The sequence below is a fragment of the Lysinibacillus sp. FSL M8-0355 genome (assembly GCF_038008985.1).
Taxonomy (GTDB): Bacteria; Bacillota; Bacilli; order Bacillales_A; family Planococcaceae; genus Lysinibacillus; species Lysinibacillus fusiformis_D.
Window position 1 is genome coordinate 4,518,307 of record NZ_JBBPAI010000001.1, and the last position, 12,409, is coordinate 4,530,715.

General features: G+C 37.6%; 10 protein-coding genes and 2 pseudogenes. 8 read left to right on the forward strand and 4 right to left on the reverse strand.

Annotation, left to right across the window (positions count from 1 at the left end):
• Nucleotides 1–37: 37 nt before the first annotated feature.
• Together MKY46_RS22100 and MKY46_RS22105 are read left to right on the forward strand one after the other, a co-directional pair.
• Nucleotides 38–505: a GNAT family N-acetyltransferase gene (locus MKY46_RS22100; RefSeq protein WP_340835399.1), complete on the forward strand. Its 468-nt coding sequence runs from the start codon at nt 38–40 to the stop codon at nt 503–505.
• The gene (locus tag MKY46_RS22105; RefSeq protein ID WP_058845250.1) at nt 492–1,835 is read left to right on the forward strand and encodes an MATE family efflux transporter; all 1,344 of its coding nucleotides are present in this window, start codon (nt 492–494) and stop codon (nt 1,833–1,835) included. Before MKY46_RS22100 ends, MKY46_RS22105 begins: the two co-directional genes overlap by 14 nt.
• A 30-nt stretch (nt 1,836–1,865) precedes the next feature.
• Here MKY46_RS22105 and MKY46_RS23855 read toward each other — a convergent pair.
• Nucleotides 1,866–2,390: pseudogene (locus MKY46_RS23855) on the reverse strand (GNAT family N-acetyltransferase).
• A gap of 73 nt (nt 2,391–2,463) precedes the next feature.
• On the reverse strand, nt 2,464–3,507 hold the full coding sequence (locus tag MKY46_RS22120; RefSeq protein WP_058845249.1) for an AI-2E family transporter: 1,044 nt from the start codon (nt 3,505–3,507) through the stop codon (nt 2,464–2,466).
• Nucleotides 3,508–3,949: 442 nt separating this feature from the next.
• Between MKY46_RS22120 and MKY46_RS22125 the strand changes: the two are divergent.
• Nucleotides 3,950–4,338, forward strand: a pseudogene (locus tag MKY46_RS22125) (RidA family protein).
• A gap of 114 nt (nt 4,339–4,452) precedes the next feature.
• Here MKY46_RS22125 and MKY46_RS22130 read toward each other — a convergent pair.
• Nucleotides 4,453–5,034, reverse strand: coding sequence for a TetR/AcrR family transcriptional regulator (locus MKY46_RS22130; protein ID WP_036128759.1), 582 nt, complete (start codon nt 5,032–5,034; stop codon nt 4,453–4,455).
• Between the two features lie 295 nt (nt 5,035–5,329).
• Here MKY46_RS22130 and MKY46_RS22135 point away from each other — a divergent pair, with 295 nt between their 5' ends.
• The 4 genes from MKY46_RS22135 (at nt 5,330) to MKY46_RS22150 (ending at nt 9,864) form a co-directional block, all read left to right on the forward strand.
• Nucleotides 5,330–6,490, forward strand: coding sequence for an MFS transporter (locus tag MKY46_RS22135; protein ID WP_445299965.1), 1,161 nt, complete (start codon nt 5,330–5,332; stop codon nt 6,488–6,490).
• A 22-nt stretch (nt 6,491–6,512) separates the two neighbouring features.
• Nucleotides 6,513–7,586, forward strand: coding sequence for an LLM class flavin-dependent oxidoreductase (locus MKY46_RS22140; protein WP_340835402.1), 1,074 nt, complete (start codon nt 6,513–6,515; stop codon nt 7,584–7,586).
• A 29-nt stretch (nt 7,587–7,615) separates the two neighbouring features.
• On the forward strand, nt 7,616–8,557 hold the full coding sequence (locus MKY46_RS22145; RefSeq protein WP_058845244.1) for an alpha/beta hydrolase: 942 nt from the start codon (nt 7,616–7,618) through the stop codon (nt 8,555–8,557).
• Nucleotides 8,558–8,901: 344 nt separating this feature from the next.
• Nucleotides 8,902–9,864, forward strand: a complete 963-nt coding sequence (locus MKY46_RS22150) for a MerR family transcriptional regulator (RefSeq protein ID WP_340835403.1) — start codon at nt 8,902–8,904, stop codon at nt 9,862–9,864.
• A 37-nt stretch (nt 9,865–9,901) separates the two neighbouring features.
• Here the strand turns inward: MKY46_RS22150 and MKY46_RS22155 are convergent, their stop codons facing one another.
• A complete protein-coding gene (locus MKY46_RS22155) occupies nt 9,902–11,335 on the reverse strand; it encodes an alpha/beta hydrolase family protein (protein ID WP_340835405.1) in 1,434 nt (477 codons plus the stop codon).
• A 258-nt stretch (nt 11,336–11,593) separates the two neighbouring features.
• On the opposite strand from MKY46_RS22155, the gene MKY46_RS22160 reads away from it, so the two are divergent.
• On the forward strand, nt 11,594–12,346 hold the full coding sequence (locus MKY46_RS22160) for an IclR family transcriptional regulator (RefSeq protein ID WP_340835406.1): 753 nt from the start codon (nt 11,594–11,596) through the stop codon (nt 12,344–12,346).
• Nucleotides 12,347–12,409: the final 63 nt, after the last annotated feature.

Here is a 12,409-nt window from a genome sequence, read left to right on the forward strand (position 1 = left end):
TACCTATTCACAATAAAAATAGAAAGGTTTTGACATTATGTTCACGGAGATTCGTGACATTACAGCTTTCAACAAGAAAGAAATTTTAGCTTTACGCATCGCAGACAATCAGCAACATTTTATTGAAACGACAGACCAATGCTTAGCAGAGGCAGAAATGGATCGACGCTTTACTCCTTTAGGTCTGTATAAAGATAACACCGTTATAGGCTTCGCTATGTATGGATTATTCCCTCATGAAGATTACAGTCAACGCGTTTGGCTCGATCGCTATCTAATTGATGAACAATACCAAGGGCAAGGTTTAGGTAAACATTTTTTACAGCAACTTATTCATTACTTAACAGTAAAGTTCAACAGTTCACAAATATATTTAAGTGTTTATGACAATAATGCAGTAGCTATTCAGCTGTATAAACAATTTGGTTTTATATTTAATGGTGAACTAGACGACAAAGGGGAAAAAGTAATGGTGTTGGAGGTGTATGGACATGACAACCATTAATCCCATTGAAACAAGACCACTGAAACCATTATTTCTTTCATACTTATTCCCCGCAATGATCGGTATGCTTTTGATGTCCGTCAATATTTTGGTAGATGGTATTTTCGTTAGTCATGGCGTGGGTCCTACAGCGTTAGCTGGGGTTAATATAGCCGTTCCCATTTTCTCTATTTTACTTTCAATTTCTCTATGGATTGGTATGGGAGGAGCTACGCTTTTCTCAATTTCTCTCGGAGAGGGCAATAGGCAACGAGCTCATCAGCTCTTTACATTAGCGTTTATAATGATGTTACTAGTCGTGCTAACGATTATCGGATTCCTTGCGTTCAATTTAAAAGATATTTCTTATATATTTGGGGCAAGCGATGATACGTATCCCTATGTACAGGAATACTTACATGTTATTTTACTGTTTGGCGTGTTTTACACACTAGAAAATCTACTAAGTATTTTCATTCGAAATGATGGTAACCCAAAGCTTGCTATGCTGGGCTTAATTACAACATCAGTATTGAATATACTCTTAAATTATATCTTTATCTTCGTACTAGATTATGGTGTGACTGGCTGTGCCTTAGCAACAGCAATCGCCACTATTATAGGTACGTCTGTACTTTGTCTTCATTTTTTCCGTCCACAATCTGAGTTAAAGTTTGTCTCTTCATTTTTTAATCTATCAGATCTCAGAAAAATATTTGCTATTGGACTACCCAGCTTTATCGTTGAAGCTTCCGTAGCAGTTATCGTTATTTTGTATAATGTTACCTTCTTGCACTACTTAGGGGCAAATGGCGTAACAGCCTATGCAATGGTCAACTATATCCATACTGTATTGTTAACGATTTTCCTTGGCATCGGTATGGCACTACAACCATTAGTGAGCTATCACCATGGGGCGAGATTACTAGAACGATTAACAGCATTATTAAAAATAGGGCTAGCTACTGCATTTATTTTAGGGTTAACGACGGCACTTATCGCAATGCTTTTCCCTTCTCAATTAATGGCATTATTTGGAGATAGCTCCTTTGAAATTCGTAGTTTGGCAGCACAGGGCTTTGTTCACTTTGCCATTGGCTATGTATTTTTAGGAATCAATATGGTGTTCGCAGAATTTTTTCAATCCATTGAAAAAATTCGTATTGCCACAACCATTATGTTACTACGCAGTATTATTTTATTTATCCCTACCCTCATCGTACTACCCAAACTACTTGGCTCTCAGGCCATTTGGTGGACCTTCCCGGTAGCAGAGGGCATTACAGCATTGCTCATTTACTTGTATATTAAAAAAAATCCAAGAACCATTTCCTCTCTAAAAAATGCTTAAATAGAAAGGGGCCTCATCATGGCCCCTTTCTTACTTTTTATTCAAATATTCATCACGCAACATACTCATAATAATCCCATCCGAAAATGCATTGTTCATAAACAAAGCCTGTCTTAAAATAACTTCTGTATTTGAAACCGACCTTCTCATAGGATTTAATGGCTCTACTATTATGGAAATACACCTGTAATTCTAAGCGGTTCAGGTTTAGCTCCTCAAATATAAATTTTTGAGCAAGTTGTACGGCTTCAGAGCCATATCCCTCTACCGCACTTCTCGATACAATGTAAGGCTATACGAAACATTGCTTTTTTATTAGTTAAGTCGATCTCGATAATCGCCAATTACTTGATCGTTGTCAATTGAACAAATAGCAAAATCATAGCGCGAGGCATCTTCTTTAAAACGTTGAATCGCCTCTTTAATGTGTTCTTTTGTAAATATGTTACGCGTTCCTGTCATATACATGATTTCTTCATTTTGAAAGCACCTTGCAATACGATCGATATCATCCTCACGAATGGCTCTTAAATAGACTCTTTGACCTTTTATCATGATAGACTCCTCTTTCACATGAAATAAGGAACCATCTTGTACGTAGATGATTCCTTTGTCAAAACTATTCCATTTACTTTTCATTGGGTATTGGTACTGATTTCTTTACAGGCTCTTCCGAGGAGGTTACACCTAGAATATCGAGCAGGAACATAAACAGCGGAATACCAATGATTAATCCCCATACACCAAGGAAATGCTCTGAGAAGAGGATGACCATAAACGTATAGAAAATCGGTAAATCTGTCTTTGCGGACATCAGCTTTGGATTTAAGAAATAAGCTTCAATGGCATGTAATACCATGACAATGACTAAAATATAGACAATGTACATTAAGCCACCGATACTATATGCGATAATACTTAGTGGAATTAGTGAAATAATAACTCCTGCGACTGGCACTAAACCTAAAATAAAGAGCATAATCCCAAGAGCAATCAGATGTGGAAAGCCCATTATAGAAAGGGCAATCACTGATAACACACAGTTGACAGCAGCAATAATAAATTGAGCCTCAATTACTTTACCAAATGAGCGGATGAAAATTCTTGAAAAATAATGAAGTTCATCATAAAGTGGTCCAACTTTACTATCCTTAAACTTGGCTGTAAACTCAATAATGCGTTTCTTTTCCAACAAGATGAACAAGCTCAATATTAGAGAAATCAGAATTTGCATAATGATTTTACCAATATTCGTAATATTTTTAAGAGTTAAATCCACACCCTGCTCTAAATATTTTCCAAGTTCGATTTTCTCAAAAGTTGGCGCTAAATATCTGGCAATCTCATTGTCATCTGGATCGAGATTAAAGCTGGCAATAAGATCGAAAAGCTGGGTAATTTGCTGGGTTACAATCGGCAAATACTTGTAAATTACCGCAACAATACCTGCGACAAGTAAAAGGTACAATGTTACTGTAACAGCCTTTTCATTCATCGGTGTATATTTTCTTATGCTTTTCGTTGTCTTCGTAGTAAGCTGATTCATCAAATAGGTAATAATAAACGTCAGCAAAATTAAGTTGATCATACTACGCATTAAATACAATGCAACTGCAATCCCAACTAGAAGAATAATACGTTTAAATCCATTACTCCGAAAGAAATTACTCATTTATTCACTCCTTCTACAAAACGGCCTCGCTGCCTCTGCTACCTAGGGCTACACTATCAACTAAACATAAGCAGTATAAAATTGATTTACAACAATACGCATCATTCTTATGTAAAAATTTCCCTCTCATTTAATGAGTATAGCCATCTACCTTCAAAATAAGACGAAATTCATGTTTCTTTAGAAGTGTCTGTATAAAACCTTAGGCGTGGGTGAAGTGAATTGTATGTCTTGTCAAATTAAAAAATCAATACTTTTATCCTTTTTGAAAGCTTTATCAGCGTATAAGCCTAAATTCTATGAATCTATTATAACCCTATAAAACCAGCATATCCAATTTGAAAGTTCTTTTATAATGGTATTTGCATAGAACTTTTATCAGATGGTACATTATGCTATTTTGATTACAGAAACAAATTAAAAATAGACAAGGACTGATTCTATGAAAATTGCGAGGAATCCTGAGAACATTCACCCACCTGTTGCTCCTTATGTACATCAAATTGAAGTCACTGGCCCCCATAGGTGGTTAACCCTATCAGGTCAAATCGGTATGATGGCAGATGGGACTATCCCTGAAGATGCAGCAGTACAATTGAATGTAGCACTAGAAAATATAAAAAAAATTTAGAAAGCGCCAATACGGAGGTTCAAGATCTGACGAAGATCGTTTTCTATTTGGTAGGAGAAATGGATGCAAGTCAACGACAGCAAATCATCCATAACTTTTTTGGGGGACATCTTCCATGCACAACATTGATATATGTGGTTGCACTCGCTACTCCTGCCTTAAAGGTTGAGATAGACGCATGGGCTTGTAAGAAATTATAAATCATACTATGTTATATATAATCAAGATGTGCTGTAATTATGTATTTTTCTAGTACCCCTTTAACCCTTCTAAAGGGGTACAGTTTCATCTACTTTTACATAGATAGTAAAGTATTATTTAAGTAATGTGAGCGTTGTTGCAATTGCATTATCAACAAAGGCTTGTTGCGGCTGTGATTTCAGCATGACCGTTAATCCGATTAGTGCCACAAGTAGTGCTTGTGCTAAAGATTTCGCATCCGTGTCAGCATCTAACTCGCCTGATTGGATTCCTCGCTCAATCGTCTCCTGAAAAATAACAGCTAAATAAAGTTGATGCTCTCTCGTTAAAATTTCAAATCTCTCGTCATGAGGAGCTAATTCAACCATTGTATTGATACAAAAACAGCCGTTACTAAGATCTTTCGTATATTCAGCTGCAATCACTTCTTCAAAAAAAGTAGCAAATGCCTGCTTTACAGACGTATGGCTTTGGAGTCTTGCTCGTATATCAGCTGCACGAGATGTCGTATATCTTCGAAGTGCTGCTTCGAAAAGCTCTTTTTTGTCACCAAAGGTTGAATAAATACTAGGACGTTGAATGCCCATTCTAGCAGTGAGATCACTTAAAGAAGTAGCTTCATATCCCTTCTCCCAAAATAACTGCATGGCAGCCTCTAATACTTTTTCTTCATCAAATTCACGGGTTCTTGCCATAAAAAACCCACCTCCTTTATGTAAGGATTAATAAGCTGGTCACTACAATTTAAATACCAAACAGTATGTAATAATTGTATAACCTGCTCTTTATATTGTCAATTTCCGTTTTATTTATAAAAATAAATTCAAAAAATACATTGACACAGCAAATAAAACTAAGATATATTTACCAATAATTATTTCATACCGAACAGTAAGTTATAATGACAATTCAATTATGAATGGAGGATATCGTGTGGACAATGATCTGAAGCGAGAAAACGATGCGCCTACTATAAATCAACAGTCTTCCATGTCTCGAGCTATAACATTATTATTCGCAACAGCCTGTGGAATGTCTGTAGCCAATATTTATTTTGCACAGCCGCTGCTCGATCAATTGTCAAATGAGTTTACTATTGATCACTCGATTATTGGTGTTGTTATTACCATCACGCAAATCTTTTATGGCTTAGGTTTATTACTCTTAGTGCCTCTAGGGGATTTACTCAATCAGCGCCGATTGATTATTGGACAGATGCTACTGTCCATAACGGCTTTGGTTATAGTAGGCACTGCCTCCTATAGCGCAGTACTTTTCACAGGTATGGCTTTGGTAGGTCTACTTGCGGTTGTGACGCAGACACTTGTGGCATTTGCGGCTACTATGGCTTCCCCTACAGAACGAGGTCGTGTTGTTGGTATTGTCACGAGCGGAATCGTCATTGGCATACTGCTCGCTCGGACCTTCGCTGGTCTCTTAACTGATCTTGCTGGCTGGCGGTCCGTTTATCTAGTCTCTGCCACTCTTATGTTTTTAATGGTCTGTATATTTCTAAAAGTGTTACCTAAAGTGGAGCGTGAAGTAAAAGCCCTATCCTACTTTCAGCTAATTAAATCCGTATTTATGTTGTTCATTCAAGAAAGAACTTTACGTATCCGCTCGGTTTTAGCCATGCTAATTTTTGCTGATTTCAGTATTTTATGGACGCCACTTGTTCTGCCACTTAGTGCCCCACCGTTAACACTGTCACACAGTGTCATTGGTGCTTTTGGTCTTATTGGAGTGGCTGGTGCATTAGCTGCCGCACAGGCAGGGAAATTTGCTGACCGGGGTTATGGACAAAAAACAACAGGGATTGCTTTAGTGCTACTACTCATTTCATGGTTGTTTATAAATTATCTAGAAAAGTCGTTATTTGCATTAGTTGTTGGTATTATCTTGCTGGATTTGGCCGTACAGGCAATTCATGTCACTAATCAGACGATGATTCTTCCATTGCGTGCAGAAGCGCGAAGTCGACTTACCGCTGGTTACATGGTGTTCTACTCCATCGGCAGCGCTGGCGGTTCAATCGCTTCTACACAGACATATGCACACTTTGGCTGGGAAGGGGTTTGCTTACTTGGAGCTTTTATCAGTACAATTGCCCTTATTTTTTGGGTAATGACTAGACGATTCACAAAATATTGATTTAACTTAGGAGAGATAACAAATGGAAATAGGAATTACTTCTTTCGTAGAAACAAAACCAGATGTTCATAGTGGCGAGGTAATTAGTCATGCACAGCGTTTACGTGAAGTCGTGGAGGAAATCATTCTTGCAGATCAAGTAGGATTGGATGTGTTTGGCGTTGGCGAGCACCATCGAGAAGATTATGCTGCTTCCTCCCCAGCAATGGTGTTATCAGCTGCCGCTCCACAAACGAAAAAAATTCGATTAACAAGTGCCGTGACAGTTCTTTCTTCTGCCGATCCCGTACGTGTCTTTCAGGATTTTTCTACTTTAGACGGACTATCAAATGGGCGTGCGGAGATTATGGCTGGCCGTGGATCCTTTATCGAATCTTTCCCCCTATTTGGCTACAATTTAAATGATTATGATGAACTGTTTGAAGAACATTTGGACTTATTACTCAAAATTCGCGAGTCAGAAAAAGTAGGATGGGAAGGGAAGCATCGACCAGCCATCAACAATTTAGGTGTGTATCCAAGATCTGTTCAAAACTCCTTACCCATATGGATTGGAAGTGGAGGAAATCAACAATCTGCCATTCGGGCCGGACTTTTAGGATTACCCCTTATGCTAGCAATCATTGGAGGCAGTCCTATGCAGTTTGCTCCAATCGTACAACTTTATAAAAAAGCTGCTGCTCATGCAGGTCATGATTTATCTAAGCTTCGGGTAGGCTCCCATTCGATAGGTTTCGTTGGCCCGAATAACGAGTGGGCAGCAGATACATTTTTCCCATCTACACAGGCGGGCATGAATAAACTGGGCAAAGAACGGGGTTGGTCGTATTATGATCGTTCTAGCTATGATGCTGCACGTAGTTTTGAAGGGGCATTATATGTCGGTGATTCAGAGACAGTTGCTCAGAAAATCATTCATCTTCGTAAACATGTAGGGATCACACGATTTATGTTATACGTACCTTTAAGTACAATGCCACATGATCAAGTCATGCAAGCGATAGAACTTCTTGGAACAGAAGTGGCACCCCGTGTGCGTGAGGAAGTTGTTAAATGGGAGGCGGAAATGGCACTAGAAGGACATCCATTTATTTAAAAATTCATTACTTTACAGGGAGAATTTATATGACAATCAATGACCGAATCTTACCCGAATTAAGGCAGGCTTACTCGCAATTTCCAGGCTTTCGCCTAGACGAAGATTTAGAATGGAGTCGTCGTCTCTTAGCCCAATCACCATTAGAGGAGTCAGAACTTGTATTTACAACTAATCGTACAATTCCTAGAGGTGATGGAGGTGAAATGCTAGTTAAAATATATGAACCCGTTAAACGGAGCAACGATAAACTTCCAGCTATGCTTTGGATTCATGGTGGTGGTTTCGTTATGGGACACCCCGATATGGATGATCTTCTATGTGAACGTTTTGTTCAGACCGCTAACTGCGTTGTCGTTTCTGTTGATTATCGACTTGCTCCTGAGCATCCTTATCCAGCCGCGATTGAAGATTGTTATGCAGGGTTAGTATGGATGACAGCTGAGGCTCCATCACTAGGCATTGATGTTAAACGAGTGGCAATTGCTGGTGCAAGTGGTGGCGGAGGGCTAACAGCAGCACTAGCATTAATGGCTCGCGATAAGGGAGGGCCTTCAATTATATTTCAAATGCCATTATATCCAATGCTTGATAACCGAAATGAAACGCCATCTAGCTATGAGATTACCGATGCTCATGCAACATGGAGTAGATCAAATAATTTGACCGCTTGGCGTATGTACTTAGGAGAAGAAAAGGACACCAACGAACTTTCTCCGTATGCGGTTCCTTCAAGAGCAGATAATTTAGCAGGATTACCACCAACCTATACATGTATAGGTCAACTTGATTTATTTCGAGATGAAACCTTTGATTATGTAACACGTCTTGCCCAAGCAGGAGTAGATGTTGAAATAAATCTCTACCCTGGTAGCTTTCATTGCTTTGAAGTCTTTGTACCTGAAGCTGAGGTAAGTCAGCGTGCAAGTCAGAACTATTTAGATGCAATGGCTCGCGCTCTTCACCCTTAATCTACCTTACTGAGAATGTGAAATAGCCCTTATCATAGTCGTTAAGTAGTTCAGTTGCAATCATAATTGGCAGGAGCATAATTTTCTAAATGAAAGTTGCTGCTCTTGGAATGTTTGAATATGAAAATTTAAAATGCGAAAATGCTTTGACGGTATTTTCGCATTTTATAATTATAACAATTTAGTTATGATGACTTTGTTGATAAAAACTTCACAGCTATGCAAGTCCAATTCCTCAATTTATGGCAAGTTTATCGTAAAATAAAATAATGACTTTTTTTATCATCAAATGAACTATGATGTTAAAATTACTATAAAGTGATCCAATCAGGAGGTGTAATCATTTGGAAGAAAAATATACTATAGGTGAAACAGCTAAAATAATAGGTTCTACTATAAAAACAGTTCGTTACTATGATGAAATTGGGTTGCTAAAACCTACAAGTTATACTGATGGTGGACATCGATTATACACAGTGAAAGATATATGGCGTCTTGAAATGATTACAAACCTGCGTTATTTGGATTTTGGAATTGATGATATAAGCAAAATGATATCTGAGGAGCTATCAGTCACTAGAATACTTGATTGGCAGATTGAATCGATGGAAACACAGGTTAATACGCTTATGGATATGATATCAATTTTGCGTCAAGCAAAGGAACATAATGGGGATTCATTGCAGTGTATTCATGATTTAGTGAATGCACGAACAATTAAAGCTGAAAATAAAAAACAATTTATCGATAAAAAAGTGCAAGAAATACAATTCTTAAATGGCATTCCAAAAGAGTGGAAAGATTCGTTTTTTTATTATTTTGACAAATACATTATTAATCAGGTGAAAGGCTCCGCCAAACAAACCGCTGCTTGGCATGAGTTGCAGGAGCTCATAAATGATCCGCAGTTTATAAAAGACCTGAAAAATACTGAATTTCTGTACATGAATATTGTTCATCAGCCAAAATACAATGCTACAACACTGGTCAGAAAGCTCGAAAACATCCATGATCGATTGAATAAGGCGTTGAAACAAAAATCGCCTGCCAGCAGTCCGGTTGTACAGGCCATTGTCGATGATACTGCTAGGCTGTATGCGAACTCAGAGCATTTGGACAATAAAGAAGATTACTTCCATTACTTTGTAAAATATATTCAAAGAACCAAAACCAAACGACTCGAACGATGTGAAACGTTATGTGCCATTCTAAGCCCACAATACTACCAACTCTCAAAAGCTAATCAATTACTATTTCATGGAATAGAATGGCGACTTGAACATATGGAAAACTCAGAACGAGAATAATTGAGGGCTAAACACCCTCAACTATTCTCTTTAGCAGTCAACCTTTCTGCAACGTAAACTCTGGATAATCCCCAATATTTTGCTCTAATAGTTTAAATGGCTGATGCTTTAAATAATGATTAAAGAAATCCAATGAATAGTCGTTAATCAAACGGTAAGCCTTTTGGATGTCGCCCCCTTCCATCCGTTCATAAAGTGGTGAAAACAGATATAAATCAGAGAAGCCCATATGCTTCATATTTTTAATCTTCATCCAATAGTTCCCACCCACAGTTACATACTCATACCGTGGTAGAGTTTCGTTTACAAACTCAATGAACTCCTTACTATCCGTTTCCTTCGCTTCTCTGATTGAGTCATCCGCACTCATCATCATAAATGGCTTCTTCAGCCCATCTGCAGGAACTCGGAGTTTTCCATATAGAACGCCGTCCATATTAAGAGCTGCTTTTATTCTTGAATCTGTCATTAGCATTTGGGTGCTCGTTGCCCCACCAAAGGAATGGCCAAACATACCTATATTCTCCATATCCATTCGACCTGTAAAGCGGTTTTCAGAATCGTTTTGAGCCAACTGCTCTACTTGATCCAGCACAAATTTAGCATCTTCAACCCAACCCTCATTTGCTTTATCTAAATATGCGATTGATTCCGTTTTTTGTGGGACGTAATTTGCTATACGACCATCAGAAAAAACGGAAGTAGTGCTACTATAAGTATGATCTATACCTACCACGATGTAGCCTTGACTGACTAGTTGCTCAATTTGAAAAGTGTTCTGATTTTTATGCCCACTAAAGCCATGAGAGAAAAGGAGTACCGGATAGGTTGTTTCCTGATTAGAAATCTCAGCGTTCTCAATAGCATGTGTCTTGACATAACCAAAATTTGTGAATAAAAACTTCGGTAAATTTAGAATTTTACTATACCCCTCTGCAAAAACAGCAGCATCGGAAATATAAGGAGCCGTATTACCTTTAACATTCGTATCAGCAGGATACCAGATCTGTACCATTAATTCGCGTTTGTCGCCAAGCTCTGGTGTGAGAGTCTCTTCCCTCTTAGTATCTTCCCAATCGTAGGTGACTGTTCCAATTTGGTACGGACCCGCTGGTTTTTCAAAGGTAAATACCGGAAGAACGATAGGCAGACTAACTGCTATGGCAGAATAAAGTACAGCTAATGTTGAATTCAGAACAACGCGTAATCGGCGCATACTTGATTGTTGTTCTTTTTGAACTTTTGGGTTAAAAAAGGGCCTTATCACAACAACAACGAGAAAAAATAATGTCATCAAATAAGTCGGTATCATTTGCCACCGCATCCCTTCAATGATTCCATGGACAAGTAGAAATAGCATAGACATACCACCAGCTATCAGTATTCCTCGCTGTGACTTGTTTCTACCAAAAACTAACCAACCTAGTAAAACAATATTAAAGATGACATAAAACAATTCAATAGACCTCATAATAAAAACCTCCTTGTTTTTTTGATCTTGCTGATTCAAATCAAAGTGTATTACCTCCAGTAAGAGGAGAATCAACAATCAATACAAAAAAACACTGACATTTTTTATAATTGTCCACCATTTTACAAATTTGAGGTTGTATATTACTGAAATAAAAATTGAGCAGTTATAAAAAATTGTCTTTATAATATCAATAAAGAACTATGAATATTTCACAGGTACAGGTTAAATTATTTTAGAAGTTAGGAGAGGATAGAAATGGATTCCTATGAAGTATCGACATTAAAAAAGGGCCTTTTGATATTGGATATATTACGACAAAAGCATGCTCTTACATTGACTGAAATTATGGAAGAGTTATCACTGAATAAGACATCGGTTTTTCGCATGCTTTATACTTTGGAAAAAATGAATTATGTTAATAAATATAATAAATACTATCAATTAAATCCTCATATTTTTAGAGATGAACATCTATATTGGCATCAAGATATTGAATGGACTTCTCTTGTAGCACCCTATCAATTAGCCCGACAAGAAGAAATAACTACTTATATTGGTATTTTGGAAGATTGTGAAATGGTGATAAAAAATGTCATCAGGGAGCCATTTGAACAACCTTTTTTTCAAGCAATCGATACTCGAACACCCATGCATTCAAGTGCACTTGGAAAAGTAGTCTTAGCTCACCTCCCCACAGAAACGCAACATGACATGTTAAATAGTATAAGACTTCATCCACTTACAACAAAAACCTTCTATGATTATGGTTTATTAATTCCTCACTTACAGGTTATTAAAGCACAAGGATACGCTGTTGATAATGAAGAAACCAATCTAGGTAAATGTTGTATTGCAGTACCTATCTATGTCAATAAAGAAGTAATAGGTGCCATTGCCCTACACGGTTCGACGGAGCAAATAAAGAAAGCGGCCATTCGTTCTTTTGTAAAAAAATTAGTCGAGGCAAGTAAAAAATTAACAGCGGAAATTGATTATCTTTTAACATAGTTTTGTATCTTAGAAGATTAATAAGCTATGCTCCTTTGCAATAAAAATGCTTTTGTTTCTATA

Coding starts and splice junctions, on each gene's coding strand:
- MKY46_RS22100 (WP_340835399.1), top strand. CDS start 38: ATGTTCACGGAGATTCGTGACATTACAGCTTTCAACAAGAAAGAAATT.
- MKY46_RS22105 (WP_058845250.1), top strand. CDS start 492: ATGACAACCATTAATCCCATTGAAACAAGACCACTGAAACCATTATTT.
- MKY46_RS22120 (WP_058845249.1), bottom strand. CDS start 3,507: ATGAGTAATTTCTTTCGGAGTAATGGATTTAAACGTATTATTCTTCTA.
- MKY46_RS22130 (WP_036128759.1), bottom strand. CDS start 5,034: ATGGCAAGAACCCGTGAATTTGATGAAGAAAAAGTATTAGAGGCTGCC.
- MKY46_RS22135 (WP_445299965.1), top strand. CDS start 5,330: ATGTCTCGAGCTATAACATTATTATTCGCAACAGCCTGTGGAATGTCT.
- MKY46_RS22140 (WP_340835402.1), top strand. CDS start 6,513: ATGGAAATAGGAATTACTTCTTTCGTAGAAACAAAACCAGATGTTCAT.
- MKY46_RS22145 (WP_058845244.1), top strand. CDS start 7,616: ATGACAATCAATGACCGAATCTTACCCGAATTAAGGCAGGCTTACTCG.
- MKY46_RS22155 (WP_340835405.1), bottom strand. CDS start 11,335: ATGAGGTCTATTGAATTGTTTTATGTCATCTTTAATATTGTTTTACTA.
- MKY46_RS22160 (WP_340835406.1), top strand. CDS start 11,594: ATGGATTCCTATGAAGTATCGACATTAAAAAAGGGCCTTTTGATATTG.